This is a genomic window from Mesorhizobium sp. M0830, assembly GCF_040319965.1.
GTDB lineage: Bacteria > Pseudomonadota > Alphaproteobacteria > Rhizobiales > Rhizobiaceae > Mesorhizobium.
Genome location: NZ_JAMYOR010000012.1, coordinates 109,567 through 133,927, shown reverse-complemented (window position 1 = coordinate 133,927; position 24,361 = coordinate 109,567). Strand labels below are relative to the sequence as shown.

Below are 24,361 nucleotides of genomic sequence, written 5' to 3'. Positions count from 1 at the left end.
AGATGGACGACTATCCCGGCCAGGCGGAACGCCATCTCAGCGAGCTGAAGGCGATCCTGGACGAGCAGGAACCGGTCTACCGGAATTGATCGCCTACAGGTCCAGTTCTGCCCGCAATTCCTCGGCGCTGTTGATGACGACGGCACCTGGCGGTCCGTGCATCGGCTTCTCTGGCCAGAAAATCGTCTTCATGCCCGCCGCCAGCCCCGCCATGGCGCCCGGCCAGCTGTCGTCGATCGCTATTGCCTGCGCGGGATCGACATCGGCCAGATAGGCGGCGCGCAGGAACGGCTCGGCCTGCGGTTTGCCTTCGCGCACATCGTTGCGGCTGATCGTCTTCATGCCGGGATAAATGAGGCCGACCATGCTCAGATTGGCGTCGACGATCATCCGGTCCGAATTGGACACTACGGCCTGCGCCACGCCTTTTTCGCGCAACTCGGTGAAAATCTCGATCGCGCCGGGGCGTGGCTTCAAGCCCTCCACCAGCGGCAGATAGTGCTCGTATTTGCGCATGATCCAGTCGTCGAAAGGCAGAGCCAGGCCGAACTCGTCGCGCATCATCTCGTAGACCGGCCAGGCGGCGACGCCGAGCACGCGCTCATGCAGATTTTCAGGCGGCAGAAGGCCGGCACTGCGCATCGCTGCCACAAGGGCTGCTTCGTGCAGCGGCTCGCTGTCTACCAGCGTGCCGTCCATATCCCAGAAAACCGCTTTCGGTGTCATGCAGCGCTCCTTTTTGCGATCCATTAAAGCGTTTGCGCCGGGAGATAAACCTTCGGGGCCGAAGAACGTGCCGCAGGTCGGGACGGCAACCGCCCTTCTTTGCCTGATGCGGGCATTGCCGGAAGCGCAAATTCTGGCTATGTGCGCCGGAAGTTGGCAAGCAATTGCCCTTGCGATTGACAATTGCGCAGCAGGCCGTTCCCTGCGAAACTATGCGTGGACCGCTCTGAAACCGGCGGTCCTGGGAGGCAGGACGTGAATACCCGGCAGGATGGTAGCAGCAACAGGCTGGACGACGCCGCGCGTGCCGGTTGGCTTTATTATGTTGCCGGCAACACGCAGGACCAGATCGCCGCCACGCTCGGCATTTCGCGGCAGACGGCGCAGCGGCTGGTATCGCTGGCCGTCTCGGGGGGATTGATCAAGGTTCGCGTCGACCATCCGATCGCCAACTGCCTCGACCTGGCGGCACGGCTGAGGTCCCGCTTCGCGCTCGATCTGGTCGAAGTGGTGCCGAGCGATCCCAATTCATCCTCCACCACGATCGGCATCGCCGAGGCGGCTGCGGCCGAGATCGAGCGGCGGCTGCGGTCACCGACGCCGATCGTCATGGCGATCGGCACCGGCCGCACGCTGAAGGCGGCGATCGAGCAGTTGCCGCCGATGGAATGCCCGCAGCACAAGGTGGTGTCGTTGACCGGCAACATCTCGCCGGACGGCTCGGCCGCTTTCTACAACGTCATCTTCACCATGGCCGACAGGGTGAAGGCGCGATCCTTCCCGATGCCGCTGCCGGTCATCGCCTCTTCGCCGGAGGAGCGCGAGATGCTGCTCAACCAGCCGATGATCCAGCCGACGCTGGCACTGGCGGCCGAAGCCGACGTCACCTTCATCGGCATTGGCGACCTCGGTCCCAAGGCGCCGCTCTACGAGGACGGCTTCATCTCGGAAAGCGAGTTGAAAGCGCTGCAGAAGGCCGGCGGTATCGCCGAGATCGTCGGCTGGGTGTTCGATCGCGAAGGCCGCATGATCGAGGGCATCACCAACGACCGGGTATCGTCGGCCTCGCTGCCGTCGCGCGAAAAATCGCTGGTCATCGCCTTGGCCATGGGCGAACGAAAGTTGCCGGGCATCCTGGCGGCCGCCAACCGGCGGCTGATCAACGGCCTCATCACCGATGAACGGACGGCTGCCGCGCTGCTGGCCAGCATCTGACGGCAGGTAGCGACGCCTGATTTGCAATAAAGCGGACCACACTACCCATGCCGCCCGAAAGGGTCGTTGCCATCGAGGAAACCGAGGTCGCGCTGCAGATGCGGCGACAGGTCCCTGATGTCGAGATATGCCTTCTTCTTTATCGCGAACCAGCCAAATCCGTCCGTGAGCCACGAAATCCAGCGGTGATCCGGAGCGGGAGTGCATCTTTGCTGCGCCATGGTCATGATCGTCAACCTTCGCTATCCTGAACCCGAATGACGGGTTGATCAGGAATGTCGGTCTTACCGGCCGCCTTTGCCAATCGAACGTCTGTTATGACCCATAAGGAGGCCTTATGCCGGACCTCAGCTCGCGACAGGTTTCGCAACTCCCGCCGCTGCAGGCGATCAGGGTGTTCGACGCGGTGGCGCGCCATCTTTCCTTCACCAGGGCCGCCGGCGAACTCGCCATGACGCAGGCGGCGGTCAGCTATCAGATCAAGGTGCTGGAGGAACGCATCGGCGCGCCGCTGTTCCTGCGCCGGCCGCGCCAGATCGTATTGACCGAGGCCGGGCAGCGTCTGGCGCCCGCCGTCGGCGAGGCCTTCGCCATTCTTGGCCAGGCCTATGCCGCGGTGCGTGGCGGGGCCGACGGGTTGCTGTGCGTCACCACCGTGCTGACCTTTGCCTCGAATTGGCTGGCGCACCGGCTGGGGTCGTTCCAGATCGCCCATCCGGCGCTTGCCGTTCGGCTTGAGACGTCGAGCCGCCTGACGGACTTTGCCCGCGAGGAAGCCGATATCGCCATCCGCTCGGGCGCCGGCAAATGGCCGGGCCTGGAAGTGCACAAGCTGTTCGATGCCGATTTCACGCCGATGCTGAGCCCCAAGCTCGCGGCAAGCATCGGCGGCGTTAGGGAACCGGCCGATCTCTTGCGGCTGCCGATCCTCGATCCTGGCGACATCTGGTGGAACGAGTGGTTTTCGGCTGCTGGCGTGCACTCGCACGATCTTGCCAGACGACCCGGCAGCAGCATGGGCGCGCAGGCCTATGAGGCCAATGCGGCAATCGCCGGCCATGGCGTGGCGATCCTGACCAGGGCGCTGTTCAAGGCGGAATTGGCGGACGGCCGCCTGATCCAGCCCTTCGACTTGGTCGGCGACGACGGTCATGCCTATTGGCTGGTCTATCCGGAGGCACGCCGCAACGTGCCAAAGATCCGTGCCTTCCGCGACTGGCTGCTGGCCGAGATCGCCTGCTGACAGGCAAGCCTCCAGCAACTGCATTCAATTCCGCAAGCCGTTCTGTCCGGTCGTCTGACGTCCGGCGCGGCGCGGTTTGCCTTCGCAATTTCCACCCACCCGGTATCCGTCAGCCGCGCCGAGTGCTGCGCTGCAGCATCGAATCCGACTTGACATAATTAACTCCAAGTGAGTAATTGCTCAAAGCCAAGGCAAATGCTCATCTTGGTTCAAGGGAGGAATTTGATGAAACTTCGCACGCTCACCCTGGGCTTGTTGTCGGCCAGCGCGCTCGCGTTTGCCGCACACGCCGAATCCATCACCATCGCCACCGTCAACAATGGCGATATGGTCCGCATGCAAAAGCTGACCGATGACTTCACCAAGGCGAATCCCGACATCCAGCTCAACTGGGTTACGCTTGAAGAGAACGTGCTGCGCGAGCGCGTCACCACCGACATCGCCACCAAGGGTGGACAATATGACGTGATGACCATCGGCACCTATGAAGTTCCGATCTGGGCCAAGCAGAACTGGCTTCTGCCGCTCGACAAGCTCGGCGACGACTACGATGTCAAGGATATCATCCCGGCCATCGCCGGCGGCCTTTCGGTCGACGGCAAGCTCTACGCCGCGCCCTTCTACGGCGAAAGCTCCTTCGTCATGTACCGCAAGGACCTGATGGACAAGGCCGGGTTGAAGATGCCCGATGCGCCGACCTGGGACTTCATCAAGCGGGCCGCCGACAAGATGACCGACCGCGCCAATGGCGTGAACGGTGTGTGCCTGCGCGGCAAGGCCGGCTGGGGCGAGAACATGGCGTTCCTGACCGCGATGTCGAACTCCTTCGGCGCACGCTGGTTCGACGAGAACTGGAAGCCCCAGTTCGACCAGCCCGAATGGAAGAACACGCTGCAGTTCTATGTCGACCTGATGAAGGCCGACGGCCCCGAGGGCGCCTCCTCCAACGGCTTCAACGAAAACCTGGCGCTGTTCCAGCAGGGCAAGTGCGGCATGTGGATCGACGCCACCGTCGCCGCGTCTTTCGTCTCCGACCCGAAGGCATCCCAGGTCGCTGACAAGGTCGGCTATGCGCTGGCGCCCGACAATGGCCTGGGCAAGCGCGGCAACTGGCTGTGGGCCTGGTCGCTGGCCATCCCGGCCGGCACGCAGAAAGCTGATGCCGCCGAGAAGTTCGTCTCCTGGGCGACCAGCAAGCACTATGCCGAACTGGTCGCTTCGAAGGAGGGCTGGGCCAACGTTCCTCCGGGCACGCGCTCCTCGCTCTATGCCAATGCCGAGTACCAGAAGGCGGCTCCGTTCGCCAAGATGACGCTCGACTCCATCAACGCAGCCGATCCGACGCATCCGACCGTCAAGCCGGTGCCCTATGTCGGCGTCCAGTTCGTCGCTATCCCGGAGTTCCAGGGCCTTGGCACCACCGTCGGCCAGCTCTTCTCGGCGGCTCTTGCCGGCCAGTCGAGCGTCGACGATGCCTTGAAGCAGGCCCAGGACGCTGCCACCGCGACGATGACCGAAGGCGGATACATGAAGTAAGGCTCCTCCCGGTGCCGAATGCCGGTCGCCTTCTTGACCGGCAACGGCCGCCCGAGTTCCCAGTTCGGGCGGCCGCCTTTAACGCCTTTTGAAAATTCAGCCTGACCAGTGAAGGGTGACCGTCATGGCTACTCAGCAGACCCGTTCGCTTGCCCGTTTCATGATGGCGCCATCCGTGGTGCTGCTGTTCGTCTGGATGATCGTGCCGCTGGTCATCACCATCTGGTTCTCCTTCCAGCAGTACAATCCGCTCAATCCGATCCGCGACGGATTCGTCGGCTTTTCCAACTACGCGCTGTTCTACTCCAACCCGGCCTTCCTGCAATCGATCCTCAACACGCTCACCCTGGTGATCTGCGTGCTTTTGATCACGGTGATCGGCGGCATCCTGCTGGCGCTTCTGATCGACCAGCCGATGTGGGGCCAGGGGATCGTGCGCATCCTCGTCATCTCACCCTTCTTCGTCATGCCGCCGGTGGCCGCACTGGTCTGGAAGAACATGATCATGCACCCGCAATACGGAGTGTTCGCCGACATGGCGCGCTTCTTCGGGGCGCAGCCGATCGACTGGTTCGGGCAGCATCCGATGCTGGCGATCATCATCATCGTCGCCTGGCAATGGCTGCCCTTCGCGACGCTCATTCTCTTGACCGCGCTGCAGTCGCTCGACGGTGAGCAGAAGGAAGCCGCCGAAATGGACGGCGCCGGCTTCATCAGCCGCTTCATCTATCTGACGCTGCCGCACATGTCGCGCGCCATCACCGTCGTCATCCTGATCCAGACGATCTTCCTACTCTCCGTCTATGCCGAGATCCTCGTCACCACCAATGGCGGCCCGGGATACGCCTCCACCAACCTGCCCTTCCTCGTCTACCAGAAGGCGTTGCTGGAGTTCAAAATCGGCCAGGCGTCCGCCGGCGGCGTGATCGCCGTCATTCTCGCCAACATCGTTGCCTTCTTCGCCATGCGCGCGGTCGGCAAGAACCTGGACAAGTAAGGGAGGATACGATGGCACGCTCAGTCACCACCCGGCACAAGACGATCGCGACAATTGCCGCCTGGATCGTCGCGCTGCTGATCTTCTTCCCGATCCTCTACACGATCATCACCTCGTTCAAATCGGAGCAGGAAGCCATCCAGGGCTTCAGCATCATCCCGTCGGGGACGTTCGAGAGTTATTCCGAGGTTCAGGCGCAGAACGGCTACTTCAAGTTCTTCTTCAATTCAGTGCTGCTCTCGGTCGGCTCGACCATCCTGGCCCTGCTGGTCGCCATACCGGCCGCATGGTCGATGGCCTTCTCGCCGACCAAGCGAACCAAGGATATCCTGATGTGGATGCTGTCCACGAAGATGATGCCCGCAGTTGCCGTGCTGTTTCCGATCTACCTGATCTTCCGGGACACGGGACTGCTCGACAGCCGTATCGGCCTGATGGTCATGCTGATGCTGATCAACCTGCCGATCGTGGTGTGGATGCTCTACACCTACTTCCGCGAAATCCCGGGGGAGATCCTGGAAGCGGCGCGGATGGACGGCGCATCGCTATGGAACGAGATCATTTATGTACTCACGCCGATGGCTGTGCCCGGCATCGCCTCGACCATGCTGCTCAATATCATCCTGGCCTGGAACGAGGCGTTCTGGACAATCCGGCTGACAACCACGGAAGCAGCACCCTTGACCGCCTTCATCAGCTCGTTCTCAAGCCCGCAAGGCCTGTTCTGGGCCAAGCTTTCGGCGGCCTCGACACTGGCCATCGCGCCGATCCTGATCATGGGCTGGTTCAGCCAGAAGCAGCTGGTGCGCGGCCTGACCTTTGGCGCCGTGAAGTAAGACCGCCGCAAGCAACAGACGCCGGACATAACCCCTCGGGGAGGAAACCATGGGAAACATCACGCTCAAGAACGTCTCCAAATCCTTCGGAGCGACCTCCATCATCCCCGGCCTCGACCTGGTGATCGAGAATGGCGAGTTCGTCGTTTTCGTCGGCCCGTCCGGTTGCGGCAAGTCAACGCTGCTGCGGCTGATCGCCGGCCTGGAAGACACCAGCGGCGGCTCCATCAACATCGACGGCCGCGACGTCACCGGCGAGGCACCGGCCAAGCGCAAACTGGCCATGGTGTTCCAGTCCTACGCGCTTTATCCGCACATGACGGTGGCCAAGAACATCGGCTTCCCGCTGAAGATGGCCGGCGAAGACAAGGCGACCATCGAAAAGAAAGTGGGGGACGCGGCGCGCGTGCTCAACCTGACCAACTACCTCGAACGCCGGCCCGGCCAGCTTTCCGGCGGCCAGCGCCAGCGCGTCGCCATCGGCCGCGCCATCGTGCGCCAGCCGACCGCCTTCCTGTTCGATGAACCGCTGTCCAATCTCGACGCAGCACTCCGCGGCACGATGCGGCTGGAGATCAGCGAGCTGCACCATCAGCTCAAGACGACCATGATCTATGTCACCCACGACCAGGTCGAAGCCATGACCATGGCCGACAAGATCGTCGTGCTGAACGCCGGCAACATCGAGCAGGTCGGCTCGCCGATGGAACTTTACAAGACGCCGAAGAACCTGTTCGTCGCCGGCTTCATCGGCTCGCCGAAGATGAACCTGATCGAAGGCGCGCCGGCTGCCAAATACAGCGCCAAGACCATCGGCATCCGCCCCGAGCATCTGGAAATCTCGACCACGGCGGGCGAATGGAAGGCCACCGTGGGCGTCGCCGAACATCTCGGCTCCGACACGTTCTTGCACGTTCAAGCTGATGGCGTCGGGCCGCTGACGGTGCGTGCCGACGGCGAACTGGCCGTCCATCACGGCGACACCATCTATCTGACGCCCGACAAGACCAAGCTGCATCGCTTCGGCGCCGACGGGAAGGCAATCTGAGCATGCGACTGGCCGGCAAATCCGCGTTGATCACGGGCTCGGCGCGCGGCATCGGCAGGGCCTTCGCCGAAGCCTATGTCGGCGAAGGCGCCACCGTCGCCATTGCCGACATCAATCTCGAGGCTGCGCGCAAGACGGCCGCCGAGATCGGCAGCAAGGCTTATGCGGTCAAGCTCGACGTCACCGACCTCGCCTCCATCGAAGCGGCGGTGAAAGCCGTCGAGGCGAAGACCGGCGGCCTCGATATATTGATCAACAACGCCGCCCTGTTCGACCTGGCGCCGATCGTCGAGATCACCAAGGCCAGCTACGACAAATTGTTTTCGGTCAACGTCGCCGGCACGCTGTTCATGCTGCAGGCAGCCGCCCGCTCGATGATCGCACGCGGCAAGGGCGGCAGGATCATCAACATGGCGAGCCAGGCCGGGCGGCGCGGCGAGGCGCTGGTCGGTGTCTATTGCGCCACCAAGGCCGCCGTCATCTCACTGACCCAGTCGGCGGGGCTCGACCTGATCAAGCATCGCATCAACGTCAACGCGATTGCCCCTGGCGTCGTCGACGGCGAGCACTGGGATCACGTCGATGCGCTGTTCGCCAAGTATGAAAACCGGCCGAAGGGCGAGAAGAAGAAACTGGTCGGCGAGGCAGTACCGTATGGCCGCATGGGCACGGCGCAGGACCTCACCGGCATGGCGGTCTTTCTCGCCAGCGCCGACGCCGAATACATCGTCGCCCAGACCTACAATGTCGATGGCGGCCAGTGGATGAGTTGAGGCGGGGACGGCCTCTGCTCCTCGTACCTCCGCGGGGGGCAGAGGCCGACATCGCAGGGCGCATCGACCTTGGAATACGTGCCGCCCCTTATCCTCTCCACGTGAGAAACGGGGAGAGGGAGTAACGAAGGCCGCAGCCCGGCCAAAGGGTAAAACAGATGACCGTAAAACTCTCGTCCGCAAACCTCTCCAATCTACCCGTCAAGGTCGCCGGTCCGAAATACGACCGCTCGGGGCTCAAGGCCGGCATCGTGCATTTCGGCGTCGGCAATTTCCATCGCTCGCACCAGGCCGTCTATCTCGACGATTTGTTCAACTCGGGCATCGGCCATGACTGGGCGCTGGTCGGCGCCGGGGTGTTCGAGGGCGAGAAGATCGGCCGCGCCAAGCTGGAAGAGCAGGATTGGCTGACCACGGTGGTCGAGCAGGACTCTGGGCATATGAGCGCCCGCGTGACCGGCGCCATGGTCGACTTCCTGATGCCGGGCGACGCGGCCGGCATCGTCGAACGGCTTGCCGACCCGGCGATCAAGATCGTTTCGCTGACCATCACCGAAGGAGGTTATTTCATCGACCCGGCCTCCGGTGTTTTCAACCCGACCCATCCCGACATCGTCGCGGACGCGCAGGCAGGCGCGACGCCGAAGACGGTGTTCGGCATCATTCTCGCCGGCCTGGTCCGCCGCCGCGACGAGGGCACTGTGCCGTTCACGGTGATGTCCTGCGACAACATTCCCCACAATGGCCATGTCACCTCCGACGGCGTCATTGGCCTGGCCCGTCTGATCGATGAGGATCTGGCGAACTGGGTCGGTGAAAAGGTTGCCTTTCCGAACGGCATGGTCGATCGCATCACACCGGCCACCACAGACCGCGAGCGCGGCATCCTGGCCAAGGATTTTGGCCTCGAGGACAACTGGCCAGTGTTCTGCGAGCCGTTCCGGCAATGGGTGCTGGAGGATCATTTCACCGATGGCCGTCCGCCGCTGGAAAAGGTCGGCGTGCAGTTCGTGAGGGATGTTGCCCCTTACGAGCTGATGAAGATCCGCATCCTCAATGGCGGCCATGCCACCATCGCCTATCCGGCCGGCCTGATGGACATTCATTTCGTCCATGAGGCGATGCAGGAGCCGCTGGTGAGCGGTTTTCTGGCCAAGCTCGAACGGGACGAAATCATCCCGACCGTGCCGCCGGTGCCGGGCACGGTTCTGGAAGAATATTACCAGCTCATCGAGAGCCGCTTCTCCAATCCCAAGATCGGCGACACGGTGCGCCGGCTCTGCCTCGACGGTTCCAACCGCCAGCCGAAATTCATCATCCCGACCATCGCCGACCGTTTGAAGGCCGGCAAAAGCGTCGCCGGCCTGGCGTTGGAATCGGCGCTGTGGTGCCGCTACTGCTTCGGCACGACGGACAGCGGTGCCGTCATCGAGCCCAACGACCCGAGCTGGGACCGGTTGCAGGCGACGGCAAAGGCGGCAAAGGACGCGCCCGCCGCCTGGCTTGCCATGGAGGACATCTATGGCGATGTCGGCCGCGCAACAGCGTTTGTCGAAGCCTTCACCCATGCTCTAAACGTGCTGTGGGCGAATGGCGCGCGCGCGACGCTGACGCGCTATCTCGCCGGCGAGCTCTGAGACCATTCGACGTCATGACGCCTGAACTGGTCATCTTCGACTGCGATGGCGTGCTGGTCGACAGCGAGGCGCTCTCCGTCTCGGCGCTGCTCGGCGTGATCAAGCTGGCCGGCGGCAATTTCAGCGAGGATGCCGCCTACGAGCATTTCCTCGGCAAGAGCATGAAGAGCGTGCGCGAGATCCTTGGCCGCGACTTCGGGCTGGATATCACCGACAGCCACCTGACCGAGATGCGTGTCGAACTGATGCGCAGGTTTCGCGAAGAGCTGAAGCCGATTGCCGGCGTCAAAGAGATGCTGCCGAGGCTAGGGCTGCCGTTCTGCGTCGCGTCCTCGGGCACGCTCGACCGGATCCGCTACGCGCTCGAAGTCACCGGATTGCTGGGGCTGATGGAACCGCATCTGTTCAGCGCCTCAATGGTGGCCAAGGGAAAACCGGCGCCCGACCTGTTCCTCCATGCCGCCGCCAGCATGCGGGCCCAACCCCGCAAATGCCTTGTCGTCGAGGACAGCCCGGCAGGCATCACAGCGGCGCGGGCGGCGGGTATGCGCGTGTTTGCCTTCAGCGGCGGATCGCATGCCGGCAACCCGACATTGAAAGCGCGGCTTGCGTCGAGTGAACCGGACTTTATATTCGCTGACATGCTGCAATTGCCCGATCTGATTGCAGGCCTGGGAGCGAGAGTTAGAGCATCTTGACGAAACAGTTCGTTTGCGCGGTCGATGTCGGCACCGGGAGCGCCCGCGCGGGCATTCTCGACGCCAGTGGCACCTTGCTCGGTCGCGCCGAGCGGCCGATCATCATGAACCAGCCGAAGCCCGACCACGCCGAGCATGATTCGCGCGATATCTGGTCGGCGGTCTGCACCGCCGTGCGCGCTGCGCGCGAAAAGGCCGGCGTCGCCGCCGAGGATGTCGTCGGCATCTCCTTCGACGCCACCTGTTCGCTGGTGGTGCGGGACCGGCAAGGCGGCCAGCTCAGCGTCTCGACCACCGGCGACAGGCGCTGGGACACGATTGTCTGGCTCGACCACCGCGCCATTGCCGAGGCCGACGAATGCACGGCAAGCGGCCATGCCGTGCTCGACTATGTCGGCGGCGTCATGTCACCGGAAATGGAGACGCCGAAGCTGATGTGGCTGAAGCGGAACCTGCCCAGGACCTGGAATGAAGCCGGCTATCTATTCGACCTCACCGATTTCCTGACCTGGCAAGCGACAGACTCGACGGCCCGTTCGCAATGCACGCTGACCGCCAAATGGACCTATCTGGCGCATGAGGAGATGGGTTGGCGCCGCGATTTCTTCGAGCTCGTCGGCCTCGACGATCTTTTCGAGCACGGCAATCTGCCCGAAAGAGCCAGTCCGATCGGAACCGATATTGGTCAGCTGACGGCGCAAGCGGCGACAGAGCTTGGCCTGAGCGAAAAATGCCGAGTCGGCGCCGGCGTCATAGATGCCTATGCCGGCGCGCTTGGCGTGCTCGGCGGCTTTGCCGGCGACGAACAGAATATCGGCCGGCACCTGGCTCTGATTGCCGGCACGTCGAGCTGCGTCATGGCGATGTCGCCCGATCCGCAACCCTTCGCCGGCGTCTGGGGCCCATATTACGGCGCAGCCTTGCCGAAGCTGTGGCTGTCGGAAGGCGGCCAGTCGGCAACCGGCGCCCTGCTCGACCACATCATTCGCTGGCACGGAGCCGGCGGCGAGCCGGACGCCGCCATGCACGCAAAGATCGCCAGGCGCGTCGCCGAGCTGCGCGCCACCGAGGGTGAAAACCTTGCCGCAAGGCTGCATGTGCTGCCCGATTTCCACGGCAACCGTTCGCCGCTCGCCGATCCGCATGCCGTCGGCGTCGTCAGCGGGCTGACGCTGGACTCCTCCTTCGACAGCCTGTGCAAGCTCTACTGGCGCACCGCCGTCGGCATCGCACTCGGCGTGCGCCACGTACTGGAGGCGCTGAACGAGAACGGCTACCTGATCGATACGCTGCATGTCACCGGCGGCCATACCAAGAACCCGCTATTGATGGAGCTCTATGCCGACGCCACCGGCTGCGCGGTCATCGAGCCGTTGGCCGACGAGGCGGTGCTGCTCGGCACCGGCATGGTCGCGGCAACCGCGGCCGGGCTGTTTCCCGACCTCAACGCGGCCTGTCTGGCCATGCAGCAAGGCGGCAGGATGCGTGCCTCGAACCCTAAATCAGCCGGGCGTTTCGACCGCGATTACAAGGTTTTCCTCGAGATGCACCGCCAGCGGCAGATGCTGGACGCGATCCGGTAGGTAAAGCGGGCTACTGTCTCAGCAGGGACACGCCAGACTTCGCATCGAACAGGTGAAGGCTCGTTTCGTCGACCGCATAGCGGACATGGCTGTTGACGGCAGGGCATTCGCGGGTCGGCACCAGCGCGCTGATCTCCTTGCCGCCGGAACCGAAGATCACCAGCGCGTCGTTGCCATGAAACTCTATGAGATCGGCTGTGCCTTCAAGAAGGTTGCCAGCATCAGCGGCAGCGGTCTTCAGATCAGGGGGCCTGATACCAAGCACCGCGCGCTCTACGCCTTGCAGATTGAAGCGCGAGGCATCGATCGAAAAGACTGCACCGGCGCTCGTCAGAATCCAGCGGTTGTCTTTGCGCCCCACGGCTACGTCGATGAAATTCATGTTCGGCGTCCCTATGAACCCGGCGACGAACAGATTGCCCGGCCGCTCGTAGATTTCGGCCGGCGAGCCGATCTGCTCGATCCGGCCGTCGCGCAAAAGCACGATGCGGTCGGCGAGCGTCATTGCTTCCAGCTGGTCGTGGGTAACGTAGACGGTGGTCGTCTTCAGCGACTGGTGCAGCCGGGCGATCTCGATGCGCATGTGATTGCGCAGCTTGGCATCGAGATTGGACAGCGGCTCGTCGAACAGGAACACTTTTGGAGTCTTGATCATGGCGCGGGCAATCGCCACGCGCTGCTGCTGGCCGCCGGACAGCTCCGCCGGCTTGCGGCCGAGATAGGGATCCAGCCCCAACGTCTTCGAGACCGCCTCGACGCGCTGCTGGATTTCCGCCTTCGGCACCTTCTGCCGCTTCAGGCCGAAGGCGATGTTGTCGAAGATCGTCATGTGCGGATAAAGCGCGTAGTTCTGGAACACCATGGCAATGCCGCGGTCGCCAGGGTCGAGGTCGTTGACCACCTTGCCGCCGATCGAGACCTCGCCGCCGCTGATGTCCTCCAACCCCGCCAGCATGCGCAGCAAGGTCGACTTGCCGCAGCCGGAAGGGCCGAGGAAGACGACGAATTCGTGTTCCTCGATGGCGAGGTTCAGGTCGCGGATGACGGTCGTCGCGCCATAGGATTTCTCAATATTGGAGCAGGTGATCGCGGACATGATTCGGTCAGCCCTTCTCGCCCGAAATCAGGATCTGCAGCTTGACGTCTTCCGGATGCGCCGCGGCCGCGCGCTCGAAGGCCTCGATGCTGTCGTCGAAAGGATAGGTGCCGGTGATCAGCGGATTGAGGTCAACCTTGCCCGAGGCGATCAACTGCAAGGCACGGTCGAAGATGTTCGCGTAGCGGAACACCGTCTCGATGCGCACTTCCTTTGATATGGCCGCCGGTACGTTGAGCGCCACCGGCTCGACCGGCAATCCGACGAGGACCACCGCGCCGCCAGGGCGCACGACCTCGAACAGATCGGCGAACGCCTTCGGGCTGCCGCTGGCCTCGAAGACGATATCGGCGCCCCAATTGTCGGTCGCCTCAGCCACCGCGTCGACCAGCGACTGCTCGCCTATATTGACCGGGACGATTCCCGGATAGCGCGCCGCGATCTCGAGCTTCGGGGCGGAGAAGTCCGAAATCAGCACTTTCGAACAACCGCCGGCAAGGGCTGCCAGCGCGATCATGATGCCGATCGGGCCACAGCCGACGACGACCGCCACGTCGCCCGGAACGATGCGAGCGCGGGCAGCAGCCTGCATGCCGATGGCAAAGGGCTCGACCATCGCCCCTTCGGCGAAGGAGACGTTGTCCGGCAGCCGGTAGGTGAACGCCGCCGGATGCACGGCTTGCGGCGCAAGAATGCCATGCACCGGCGGCGTCGCCCAGAAGCTTACGTCGGGGTCGACATTGTAGATGCCGAGTTTTGTTGCGCGCGATGACAGGTTCGGCACGCCCGGCTCCATGCAGACGCGATCCCCGACCTTCAGCGTCCTGACATTGGCGCCGACTTCGACGATCGTTCCGGACGCTTCGTGGCCAAGCACCATCGGCGCGCGCACGACGTAACTGCCGATGGCGCCATGGGTGTAATAGTGCACGTCGCTGCCGCAGACACCGACTGTGTGGATGGCGATCCTGACGTCGTCCGGCCCGACGTCGAGCGGCAACGCAATCTCGCGCAGAGCCAGCTCGCCCTTTTTCTCAAGCACCAAAGCCCGCATGTCTCGTCCTCGCTTCAAGTCTTTTTTTGCCGGAAAACGGAATTCAGGAAGCCGCTGAGCACGCCGAGAAACAGAAGCGGCGGCAGCGACAGAAGCACGACCGAGGCGTTGAGGATGCCCCACGGCACGTTCATGCCTTGCTGGGACAGCTCCGAGGCGACGATCGGCAAGGTCTTGGCATTGGAGCTGGACAGCATCAGCGCGATCAGGAACTCGTTCCAGACCAGCACGAAGCTGAACGCCACCGCACCGATCAACGAGCGCGCCGCGACCGGCAGCGCGATCCGCCAGAACACGGAATAGGCGCCGTAACCATCGACGAAGGCGGCTTCCTCGACCTCCTTCGGCACGCTCTGGAAGGCGGGAATGGCCAGCCACATGATCACCGAGATGGTGAGCAGCGAATAGGTGACGATCAGCGCAGCGAGCGTGTCGTAGAGGCCGAGCTGTAGCCAGATCACCATCAGCGGGATGGCCACAGCCACCGGCGGCAAGAAGCGCAGCGACAGCACGAAGAACTGGATGTCGCCGGCCCAGCGGTTGGGGTAGCGCGCCACAGCATAGGCGGCAGGCAGGCCAAGCACCACGCCGATCAGCACCGCGACGCCGCAGGCGATGACTGAATTGTAGAGGCCGGTCATGACGCTGTCGCGGCCGATGATGTAGCTGATGTTGGCCAGCGTCGGCGTGAACACCAGGCGCGGAACGCGGGTGATGATATCGACATTGTTCTTCATCGAATTGAGCGCCGTCCACAGCAGCGGAAACACGGCCATGAAGCCGGCGAAGGCCAGCACGGTCCTGCCGATAAGGCGGCCCGGCCTCATGCGATATTGTCTCATGCCTGCACCCGCTTCCACAGCATGGTGAAGGTGATGACGGTGGCGATCATCATCAGAACCGCCATCGCGGAGGCATAGGAGACCTTGCCGGACTCGATGAAGCCCTGTGAGAACGCGTACATGTCGAGCGTTTCGGTCGCCACGCCCGGTCCGCCGCGGGTCATCACATAGATCAGGTCGAAGGAGCGCAGCGACTCGATCATCTTGACGAACATCAGGCTGATCAGCGGCGCCTTCAGCATCGGCAAGGTCACATAAGCATGGATCTGCCAGCGCCTGGCGTGGTCGAGGCGCGCCGCCTCGATCGGCTGCGGCGGCAAGGTCTCCAGCAGCTTCAGCACGATGACGGCGAAGAACAGGCCCCATTGCCAGACATCGACGGAGGCGACGGCGAACAGTGCCGTCGACGGCTTGGACAGCGGGTCGAAGATCAGCCCGCCGGTCAGCAGCCGGTACGGGTAGGTGGCGATGCCGTAGAGCGGATGGTAGGCGAACTTCCAGACGAAGGCGGCCGAGACACGCGGCAGCAGGACCGGGACAATGAACAGCAGGCAGTAGATGTTGCGCAGGCGCGGCGAGGCGACCTCGAACATCAGCACGCCCAGTCCGATCGCTACGGCCATGGTGGCGACAACCGTGACGACCTCCCACTTCACCGAAACCCAAACCGCATTGAGAAAGCGGCGGTCGAAGAACAGATCATAGAAGTTCGACAACCAGACATAGGAATAGGCCGTCGAGGAGAGCTCGCGGTTCTGCAGGGCAATGACGATCGCGTAGAGCGTCGGCACCATCGACAGGACCAGGAGAATGACGAGCGTCGGCACGATGAAGGTGACCGGCAAGGATGAGCGTCGCGGCATCTGTCTATCCTTGGCTGCGTCTCGGGCGATTGAACATGGCTGGACCTTTCGCGCGATGGCCGGCTCAAACGGCAGCGGGAGAGAAAAGGGGACCTGCGGCGCACAGGTCCCGACATTCGGTCGAATGCCGCGGATCGCGCGCCGCAGGGGGAGGATGGCTTATTTCTTCACCAGCTCGTTGGCATAGGCCTCAAGCTCGTTGAGGCCGCCCTTGACGTCGGTGCGGGTGCCGGTGACCAGTTCCTCGAGGATGATGCCCCAGCGATCGCCGAGATCCGGCCAGCGCGGATCCTGCCAGAAGTTGACCGCCGTGACCTTGCCGGTCTCGGCCAGCGCCTGACCGAGGTCGGCGCCGTAGATGTCGGCGAATTCCTTGCTGGACAGGATGCTGGTGCGGTTCAGCTCACCGAACTGGTGGGCGTCGAGCCGGCGCTTCTCGTTTTCCTTCGACGTTGCCCAGGCGATGAACAGGCCGGCGCACTTCTTCGAGGCATCGTCGGCATTGGCCTTTGCCGCGATGGCAAGGCCATGACCGTAGCCACCACCGGTAAGCGGCGCCGGCGGCGGCAGGAAGCCGATCTTGCCGACCACCTGCGAGGTCTTCGGATCGACCGCCATGCCCGACAGCGGCGTCGATTCGACAAGGATGGCGACTTGGCCGGCCAGGAAGGCGCCGGTCGATTCATCCCAGCTGCCGGTCTGCGTGCCGGGTGCCGAATCCTTGAACAGCTTCAGATAGGTTTCGGTCGCCTTGACGGCGGCCTCCGAGTTGAAGGCTGGCTTGTCGCCGTCGAACCACTGGCCGCCATAGGCCTTGAACAACGGCATCCAGCGCCAGACATTGGCGCCCGAACCGCGTGCGCCGCGCAGCGCGATGCCATATATGCCCTTGTCCGGATTGGTCAGCTTCGGCACGTCGGCAATCAGTTCGTCCAGCGTCTTCGGCGGCTGGATGCCGGCGGCCTCCAGAATATCCTTGCGGTAGACCATCAGGTCGCCGCCGCCGGTCAGCGGCGCGAACCAGACCTTGCCGTCATAGGTGGCGACCTTCTGGCGGCCCGGATCGAAATCGGCATAGTCGTAGTCCGCCGGATAATAGTCGGTGAGCGGCACGATCCATTTCGACGAGGCAAATAGCGCCACGTTGGCTTCGTCGACATAGTAGACGTTGTAGTTGCCGACGGTGGACGCATCGGCGCGCGATTTCGCACGGCGGTCGTTCTCGTTCAGATAGTCGATCTGGAAGGTGGCACCGGCCAGCTTCTGGAACTCGTCCTTGGAGTCCTCCAGAAGCGTCAGGCCGTCGCGTGGCTGCGCCAGCACCTTGACCGGCGCCGAGCAGACCGGCGCCTGCGCCAAGGCAATGGTGGAAACGGTAGCGGAAAGCATAAAAGCTGCGCCAAGGCTGGCAGCAAGCCGAACTGGTTTCATGATCTTTTCTCCTCCAGGAACATTTCGCAGGAAGCGGAAGTCCTCGGCTTGCGCGATCCTCACCATCGCCCGAGTGACATGCCACCCATCGCTAAAATGCGGAGTTGCGACGAGGCTTGCTAGAAGCCTCGTTGCAGCAGACCTGTACTTTTATGCATTGTGCGGTGCAAAAACCGGCGCCGGGATACGACGCCTGTCACATGAGTATCGATTTGGTCTGAAACGGTATTTCAGGATGCGCTTATGCACGCATTGTCAGCCGCTGCCGTGACAGCCGGCGATAAGATGACGGCGTCATCTTGTGCTTGCGCATGAAGGCGCGGTTGAAGTTCGAGATGTTCATGTAGCCGACCTGAAAACAGATATCGGTGATCGCGATATCGGTGTCCGCCAAAAGCTTGCAAGCCTGCCAGAGCCTGAGCTTGGCTAGGTGGTCGCTGAAGCTGTTGCCGGTGTTCTTCTGGAAGAACCGCGAGAACGTGCTCTCCGTCATTCCGGCCAGTTCCGCCACCTCCGGCAGCTTCAGATCCTCGGCAAAATGCTGGAACAGATAGGTCAGCGTGCGCTGGATGATGTCGAGCGAGGCGGCATCGAGAACCGGCGAAAAATCAGGCGACGACAGCAATTCGTACTCGTCGGTGCGTGCGAGAAGGTCGACGAGATCCAGGAAAAGACAGAACCTGCTTAGCCCGCTAACCTCGCCCATCCGCTCCATGATGTCGGCACCATCCAGCGCGGTGCGGCCGTAAAAGACCATGCCGCGCAGCGACCGTTCGAGGAACGGTTCCAGTTCGCGCAATTCCGGCAACAGGCCTGCCGATCCGCGCAACCTCTGCGCATCGAACTGCAGGACGATGTCGCGGCCTTCGATCAGTTCTCCCGGTTGCACCGAAGTCACCCAGTCATGCGGCAGCCCGCCACCGACGATGGTCAGGTAGCCCGGCCCGAATTCGCCGATATGATCGCCGACCAGGACCACGCCGGAGGATTTTCGCAACAGGTGGATCTCGTATTCCGGATGGAAGTTCCAGACGTTGCGCTCCCAGGGATAGTCGTCGAGCCGCCACAGGAAGCTTTCGCTCGCCTCGGTGACGATGTGCTCGAAGGACGGCGCTGTCCGCGGGATCGAGACCGGGTTCTTCCTGCGCCTGAACTGCATCCTGCCTCCTCCGGAATCTGTCGCCCCTCATGCAATCAGTAGCAGCCGATTGCCCACTGTGAAATGCACCTCGGCGGCAACCAGTGGTGGTCCTGGTGTTCCGGCTGGCTCAATCTGTTCCCGCTCCTCCTCTCTTGCCTTCATGTCGCGTTTCGTCCAAAAGCTGGCGCAAACGCCGCGAAACCGAAGGTTTTGCCGTTTGAAATGCGGCTTCCGGCTCGTGCCGATGTGCCGCAACTGGAAAGAGCAGGACAATGTCTGCGATCGAAGCCGGCGCTCGCGCGCCGGAAAATCTTTGGCGCCAGGAAATCATGGCGACGCTGGCGCTCGCCTGGCCGATGGTGCTGACCAATCTCGGTCAGACCGCGATGACGGCCACCGACGTCATGATGATGGGCCGTCTGGGGCCGGATACGCTGGCCAGCGGCGCGCTTGGCGCCAATCTTTATTTCATGCCGCTGATCTTCGGGCTCGGCCTGATGCTGGCGACCTCGCCGATGATCGCGACCGAGCTCGGCCGCCGCCGCCATTCGGTGCGCGACTTGCGCCGCACCGTGCGCCAGGGCCTGTGGCTTGCGATCCTGATCTCGATCCCGATCTGGCTCGTGCTGTGGCACGGCGAGGCTATCCTGCTGGCCATGGGCCAGGATCCGGCACTCGCCCATCAGGCCGGCATCTATCTGCGATGGCTCGAATGGGCGGTGCTGCCCTTCTACGGCTATATCGTGCTGCGCTCGTTCATCTCGGCGCTGGAGCGGCCGGGCTGGGCGCTGGTCATCGTCTTCGTCGCCGTCGCCTGCAATGCCTTCTTCAATTGGCTGTTCATGTTCGGCAATCTTGGCATCCCGTCGATGGGCATCGCCGGCTCGGGCCTTGCCACCTCGTTGTCCAGCACGCTGATGTTCGTCGGCATGGCCGTCGTGGTGATGCTGGAGAAGAAGTTCCGGCGCTATCGTCTGTTCGGGCGCTTCTGGCGCGCTGACTGGCCGCGCTTCAGGGGCCTTCTGCGGCTCGGCCTGCCGATTGCGGGCCTCCTCGCCTTCGAGGTGACGATCTTCAACGCGGCGGCGCTGTTGATGGGCCTGATCGACGCGGATTCGCTCGCCGCGCACGCCATCGCCATCCAGATTGCCTCGATCAGCTTCATGGTGCCGCTCGGCCTCAACCAGGCGGTAACGGTGCGCGTCGGGCTTGCCCACGGCGCCGGCAATCCGGAAGGCGTTTCGCGCGCCGGCTGGACCGCCTTCGTCATCGGCGTCTCGTTCATGGCACTGATGGGGCTGGTGATGATCCTGTGGCCGCATCCGCTGATCAGCGCCTTCATCGACCTGAGCAATCCGGCCAATGCCAGGGTGATCGCGCTTGCCGTGTCGTTCCTCGCCTTCGCAGCACTGTTCCAGGTCTTCGATGGCGCGCAGGCGGTGGCCGCCGGCATGCTGCGCGGCCTGCACGACACCAAGGTGCCGATGATCTATGCCGCGATCGGATATTGGGGCATCGGCCTGCCGCTCGGTGTGCTACTCGCCTTCCATTTCGGCTTCCGTGGCGTCGGCATCTGGATCGGCCTGTCGTCGGGGCTGGCCGTGGTGGCGGCGCTGCTTCTGGCGCGCTGGCTGCGGCGGGATCGCCTGGCGCCGCCGCTGGTGTTCGGGCAATGAGAGTAACCGGGCGCCCGTTGCAGGTGGCCGTTAGGTCCCAACTTTGAGGCCCATCCAACGGCGCCTTCAGAACTGACGCGAAACGTCAGCTAAGCGCCATGAGCCGGCGATTAGCCGACGCAATGAACGTCTCGGCACGGGCCGTGGCGGACTGGCGGCTTCGAGGCTCGCAAGGCCAGGAGCGGGCCTTCTAACACCCTGCGTGCACAGACGTGAACTGCCGACGTTGAAGGGCTCAGGCCCTGATGACGCTTTGCGCCTGCTGCCGGCACTGCCAGCAAAATACGACATGAACCCGGCCATGCTGCACTTGACTTGCACATGTTAACCGTAATAAATCATACATAATGTCGTAAAAAAAGACGACACGGGGAGGATCAATGAAAATTACGGCCATCAAGGCGCTGGTCTGCAATGCGGAAATGCGTAACTGGGTTTTCGTTCGGGTCGAAACCGACGAGCCCGGTCTGTTTGGCTGGGGTGAGGCGACGCTGGAATGGAAGACGCGTGCCGTTGTCGGCGCGTTGCAGGATCTTGAGGCGCTGCTCATCGGGCAGGACCCGCGCAATGTCGAACAGTGCTACCAGATCCTGACGCGGCATGGCTTCTGGCGTCTCGGCGTCGAGGGAATGTCAGCCGTCAGCGGCATCGAGATCGCACTTTGGGATATCCTGGGCAAATCGCTGGGCGTCCCGGTCTGGCGGCTTCTCGGCGGCCAGGTTCGCAACTATCTGCGCACCTACACGCATCTCGGCCTGGGCGACATGAAGGCGGTCTATGAGAGCGGGTCGGCGGACATGATCGTCGAACGCGGACGCATCGTCACGCAGGCCGGCTATGACGCGGTCAAGGTCGTCTGCATTCCCTATACCCACTACGTCTCGCCGGCGAAGGCGGTGGACGCCGTCGCCAACATGATTGGCGCGCTGCGCGAAGCCGTCGGTCCCGATATCGACATCATGGTCGACTTTCACGGACGCCCGGCCTCCGTCAACGCGGCGATGGACTACCTCAAGGCGATCGAGCCGGCCCGCATCATGTTCGCCGAAGAACCGGTGCCACCTGAAGATGTCGCCGGCCTAGCGCATATCACCGCGCGATCGGCGGTACCGATCGCGTCCGGCGAACGGCTGATCGGGCGCCGCGAGTTCACCCACTCGATCGCGGCGCGCGCCTTCAACATTGCCCAGCCGGATATCTGCCACACCGGCGGCCTGCTCGAGACCAAGAAGATCGCGGCCCTGGCGGAAACGGCCGGCATCGGCCTTGCGCCGCACAACCCGCTCGGCCCGATCGCCGGCGTTGCAGCACTTCACTTCGGCATATCGACGCCGAACGTCATCATCCAGGAGGAGATGTCCGGCGCGGTCGCCTGGTACGACGACGTCGTGTCCTGGCCGATCCAACGCAAACCGGGCCGCTGGGACGTGCCTGAACTGCCGGGACTAGGCGTCACCGTCAATGAGGATGTCATAGCGCGCCACCCCTTCAAGCAGGAAGTGTTGCATGCCCGCAACGCGATCATGCCCGACGGCACCGTGGTCGATTGGTGAGCGCCATGACAGGCAGGCTTCAGGGAAAGATCGCGATCGTCACCGGCGCCGGACAAGGCATCGGCGCCGCCACGGCCCGGGCCTTCGCCATGCAGGGGGCAAAGACCGTTATCGCCGAGCTGAATGCGGCAAGCGGCAAGGCAATCGCCGACGCGTTGCGTGCCCAGGGTGCCGACGCGCTTTTCGTCGAAATCGACGTCACGGACCAATCGGCGGTAGCCGACATGGTAGCCCGCACGATAGCGGCTTATGGCGGCATCGACGTTCTCGTCAACAATGCCGGCGCCAACGTCTTCCACGAACCTCTGCTGATGCCGGACGAGGAATGGGACCGTTGCCTGAAGCTCGACCTCCAGGCCGCATGGTTCTGCGCCAAGGCGGTTCTGCCGACGATGCTGGCGAACGGCTCGGGATCGATCGTCAACATAGCCAGCTGCCACGCTTTCAAGATCATTCCTCACACTTTTCCCTATCCGGTTGCCAAGCATGCGCTTGTCGGCCTGACCCGCTCGCTCGCCATCGAATATGCGGCGCGCGGCATCCGCGTGAACGCGATCGCCCCCGGTTACGTCGAGACGCCGATCGCGGAAGCCTACTGGAACACATTTCCAAACCCCGCCGAGGAGAAGCGGCGGGCCTATGACCTCCATCCGCCCAAGCGCATTGGCCGGCCGGACGAGGTTGCAATGACGGCCGTTTTCCTCGCTTCCGACGAAGCGCCGTTCATCAATGCCGAAACGATCACCATCGATGGTGGCCGCTCGGTTCTCTACCACGACTGACAACCATCAAGCAGGGAGGATCCACATGAAATCGACGACCAAGACAGTGGCAGCACTGGCGATACTGGCTGGCGGATTGATGGCCGGCGCGGCAAGCGCCGACGACATCAAGATCGGCTACATCAACAAGATGGGTGACCATCCATGGTTCGTCGCCGAAGTCGGCGGCGCCAAGAAAGCGGCAGAGGCCGGCGGAGCCACCTTCGTATCGCAGGACGTCCAGTTCGATGCCAATTTGACGATCACCACTTTCGATACAATGGTGGGTGACGGCGTCAAGGGCATCGCCATCGTCGTTCCCGACAAGGCGCTGGGGCCGGTCATCGCCGAGAAAGCCAAGGCAGCGAAAATTCCTTTAGTGGCGGTCGACGACGACATCTACTACCAGGACGGCTCCCAGGTCCCCTATGTCGGGATGAATGCGTACAATATCGGCGCGCGTGTGGGCGAAGAACTGGCCAAGCTCTACAAGACAGGCGGCTGGGCCGGGAAAGAGGTGCGCATCGCCTCGATCGAGGACCGCAAGGCGGATACCTGCATGCAGCGCAACAAGGGCGCCGAAGAGGCATTCCTGAAGGCGGTGCCCGACTTCAAGCCCGCCAACATCGTTCGCGTCCCCTACGACAACACGATGGTCAATGCCATCGACGTGATGACCACCACCTTGACCGCCAATCCCAGCGTCACCAACTGGATATTCTATTCCTGCAATGACGACGGCGTGCTGGGTGGGGCGCGTGCCCTGGAAAACGCCGGCTATACCCCGGACCAGGGCATGGGCATCGGCATTGACGGCAGTCGCGCCTGTGAGGCCTTCGGATCCGGAAAGCCTTCGGCATTCCGTGGTACGATGTGGCTGAACTCTGCAAACCATGGCGCGCTGGCGGTAAAGATCCTGTTGGCCTCGATCAAGGATGGAACGCAGCTGCCGGTTCAATCCTTCACCGACCCGGAATACATCACCGCCGACAATTTTGCCTCGGACTACAAGGCCAAGCTCTGCAAGTGAACCGGTTACGCGTCATGCGCCGTAAGGCGCATGACGCTGTACGGTTGCACGTATTCCCAAGGAGTGAGCTTTGACCCAACCGGATTTCTTCTCGCTCGACAAGGTATCGAAGCGCTTTGGCGTCGTGCAGGCGCTCGACAGCGTCTCGATCGCCTTCCGGCCGGGCGAGGTGCTCGCTTTGGTCGGCGAGAACGGCGCCGGCAAATCAACGATGATGCGCATTCTCGAAGGTGTGTTCGGCCCCGACGGCGGCACCGTGCGGCACGGTTCCACGCCGATTGTTTTCGGCGAGCCGCGCGACAGCCATCGGGCCGGAATTCGCGTCATCCATCAAGAGCCGGAGATCGTGCCGAACCTGACGGTTGCCGAAAATATCTTCGTCGGTGAATTGCCGCGACTGGCGGGCGTGCTGCTGGACTGGCGCAAGCTGGAGGAACAGACCGACCGGGTGCTTGCGACCTTCGGCATGCAGCAGGACATGCGGCCGCGGCAACTGTGCAGCACACTCGGCCCGGCGCAACGGCAGATGATCGAGATCATGCGCGCCATCCGCGCCGGCGGCCGCCTGATCGCCTTCGACGAGCCGACTTCGTCGCTGACCGATGACGAGGCGCGCCGCCTG

The 24,361-nt window shown here is 63.0% G+C and carries 22 protein-coding genes and 1 pseudogene; 15 read left to right on the top strand and 8 right to left on the bottom strand.

Annotated features, from left to right (window positions below; translation table 11 throughout):
• Positions 1–93 precede the first annotated feature (93 nt).
• The gene (locus NKI20_RS10370) at positions 94–726 is read right to left on the bottom strand and encodes an HAD family hydrolase (protein ID WP_352830279.1); all 633 of its coding nucleotides are present in this window, start codon (positions 724–726) and stop codon (positions 94–96) included.
• A 255-nt stretch (positions 727–981) separates the two neighbouring features.
• Between NKI20_RS10370 and NKI20_RS10365 the strand changes: the two genes are divergently transcribed.
• On the top strand, positions 982–1,941 hold the full coding sequence (locus tag NKI20_RS10365) for a sugar-binding transcriptional regulator (RefSeq protein WP_023760254.1): 960 nt from the start codon (positions 982–984) through the stop codon (positions 1,939–1,941).
• Positions 1,942–1,982: 41 nt separating this feature from the next.
• On the opposite strand, the gene NKI20_RS10360 is transcribed toward NKI20_RS10365, so the two are convergent.
• Positions 1,983–2,168: a hypothetical protein gene (locus tag NKI20_RS10360; RefSeq protein ID WP_352601653.1), complete on the bottom strand. Its 186-nt coding sequence runs from the start codon at positions 2,166–2,168 to the stop codon at positions 1,983–1,985.
• 110 nt (positions 2,169–2,278) lie between these two features.
• On the opposite strand from NKI20_RS10360, the gene gcvA reads away from it, so the two are divergent.
• The 9 genes from gcvA (at position 2,279) to NKI20_RS10315 (ending at position 12,292) form a co-directional block, all read left to right on the top strand.
• The gene (gene gcvA, locus NKI20_RS10355; protein WP_352830276.1) at positions 2,279–3,184 is read left to right on the top strand and encodes a transcriptional regulator GcvA; all 906 of its coding nucleotides are present in this window, start codon (positions 2,279–2,281) and stop codon (positions 3,182–3,184) included.
• Between the two features lie 225 nt (positions 3,185–3,409).
• Positions 3,410–4,720 carry an ABC transporter substrate-binding protein gene (locus NKI20_RS10350; protein ID WP_352830273.1) on the top strand — a complete coding sequence of 437 codons (1,311 nt, stop codon included), beginning with the start codon at positions 3,410–3,412 and terminating at the stop codon, positions 4,718–4,720.
• Between the two features lie 124 nt (positions 4,721–4,844).
• Positions 4,845–5,717 (top strand): carbohydrate ABC transporter permease, encoded by an 873-nt coding sequence (locus NKI20_RS10345; protein WP_352830270.1) that lies wholly within the window; start codon positions 4,845–4,847, stop codon positions 5,715–5,717.
• A gap of 11 nt (positions 5,718–5,728) precedes the next feature.
• Complete coding sequence (locus NKI20_RS10340; protein WP_023760259.1) at positions 5,729–6,553, top strand: carbohydrate ABC transporter permease; 825 nt, start codon at positions 5,729–5,731, stop codon at positions 6,551–6,553.
• A gap of 49 nt (positions 6,554–6,602) precedes the next feature.
• Positions 6,603–7,601: an ABC transporter ATP-binding protein gene (locus NKI20_RS10335; RefSeq protein ID WP_023760260.1), complete on the top strand. Its 999-nt coding sequence runs from the start codon at positions 6,603–6,605 to the stop codon at positions 7,599–7,601.
• A gap of 2 nt (positions 7,602–7,603) precedes the next feature.
• Positions 7,604–8,374 (top strand): L-iditol 2-dehydrogenase, encoded by a 771-nt coding sequence (locus NKI20_RS10330; protein ID WP_023760261.1) that lies wholly within the window; start codon positions 7,604–7,606, stop codon positions 8,372–8,374.
• A gap of 158 nt (positions 8,375–8,532) precedes the next feature.
• Entirely contained in the window at positions 8,533–10,011 is a 1,479-nt protein-coding gene (locus tag NKI20_RS10325) for a mannitol dehydrogenase family protein (protein ID WP_352830266.1), read from the top strand.
• A gap of 14 nt (positions 10,012–10,025) precedes the next feature.
• Positions 10,026–10,709: an HAD family hydrolase gene (locus NKI20_RS10320; RefSeq protein WP_352830264.1), complete on the top strand. Its 684-nt coding sequence runs from the start codon at positions 10,026–10,028 to the stop codon at positions 10,707–10,709.
• Positions 10,706–12,292, top strand: a complete 1,587-nt coding sequence (locus tag NKI20_RS10315) for an FGGY-family carbohydrate kinase (RefSeq protein WP_352830261.1) — start codon at positions 10,706–10,708, stop codon at positions 12,290–12,292. The genes NKI20_RS10320 and NKI20_RS10315 overlap by 4 nt, the downstream gene beginning before the upstream one ends.
• A gap of 10 nt (positions 12,293–12,302) precedes the next feature.
• Here the strand turns inward: NKI20_RS10315 and NKI20_RS10310 are convergent, their stop codons facing one another.
• The 6 genes from NKI20_RS10310 to NKI20_RS10285 all read right to left on the bottom strand — a co-directional run bounded on the left by NKI20_RS10310 (position 12,303) and on the right by NKI20_RS10285 (position 18,737).
• The gene (locus NKI20_RS10310) at positions 12,303–13,388 is read right to left on the bottom strand and encodes an ABC transporter ATP-binding protein (protein ID WP_352830259.1); all 1,086 of its coding nucleotides are present in this window, start codon (positions 13,386–13,388) and stop codon (positions 12,303–12,305) included.
• Between the two features lie 7 nt (positions 13,389–13,395).
• A complete protein-coding gene (locus tag NKI20_RS10305) occupies positions 13,396–14,442 on the bottom strand; it encodes an NAD(P)-dependent alcohol dehydrogenase (RefSeq protein ID WP_352830256.1) in 1,047 nt (348 codons plus the stop codon).
• 14 nt (positions 14,443–14,456) lie between these two features.
• Entirely contained in the window at positions 14,457–15,269 is an 813-nt protein-coding gene (locus NKI20_RS10300; protein ID WP_352830293.1) for a carbohydrate ABC transporter permease, read from the bottom strand.
• Between the two features lie 11 nt (positions 15,270–15,280).
• Complete coding sequence (locus NKI20_RS10295) at positions 15,281–16,147, bottom strand: carbohydrate ABC transporter permease (protein WP_352830254.1); 867 nt, start codon at positions 16,145–16,147, stop codon at positions 15,281–15,283.
• Positions 16,148–16,306: 159 nt separating this feature from the next.
• Positions 16,307–17,578 (bottom strand): ABC transporter substrate-binding protein, encoded by a 1,272-nt coding sequence (locus NKI20_RS10290; protein WP_352830251.1) that lies wholly within the window; start codon positions 17,576–17,578, stop codon positions 16,307–16,309.
• A 241-nt stretch (positions 17,579–17,819) separates the two neighbouring features.
• Complete coding sequence (locus NKI20_RS10285) at positions 17,820–18,737, bottom strand: AraC family transcriptional regulator (protein ID WP_352601670.1); 918 nt, start codon at positions 18,735–18,737, stop codon at positions 17,820–17,822.
• 254 nt (positions 18,738–18,991) lie between these two features.
• Here NKI20_RS10285 and NKI20_RS10280 point away from each other — a divergent pair, with 254 nt between their 5' ends.
• The 5 genes and pseudogenes from NKI20_RS10280 to NKI20_RS33705 all read left to right on the top strand — a co-directional run.
• Complete coding sequence (locus NKI20_RS10280; protein WP_352830248.1) at positions 18,992–20,395, top strand: MATE family efflux transporter; 1,404 nt, start codon at positions 18,992–18,994, stop codon at positions 20,393–20,395.
• A gap of 380 nt (positions 20,396–20,775) precedes the next feature.
• Positions 20,776–21,948 carry a galactonate dehydratase gene (gene dgoD, locus NKI20_RS10275; protein WP_352830245.1) on the top strand — a complete coding sequence of 391 codons (1,173 nt, stop codon included), beginning with the start codon at positions 20,776–20,778 and terminating at the stop codon, positions 21,946–21,948.
• Between the two features lie 5 nt (positions 21,949–21,953).
• Positions 21,954–22,730, top strand: coding sequence for an SDR family oxidoreductase (locus tag NKI20_RS10270; protein WP_352830242.1), 777 nt, complete (start codon positions 21,954–21,956; stop codon positions 22,728–22,730).
• Positions 22,731–22,755: 25 nt separating this feature from the next.
• On the top strand, positions 22,756–23,739 hold the full coding sequence (locus tag NKI20_RS10265; RefSeq protein ID WP_031260540.1) for a substrate-binding domain-containing protein: 984 nt from the start codon (positions 22,756–22,758) through the stop codon (positions 23,737–23,739).
• Between the two features lie 130 nt (positions 23,740–23,869).
• Positions 23,870–24,319 (top strand): annotated as a pseudogene (locus tag NKI20_RS33705) (ATP-binding cassette domain-containing protein); the annotation flags it as partial.
• Positions 24,320–24,361 lie beyond the last annotated feature (42 nt).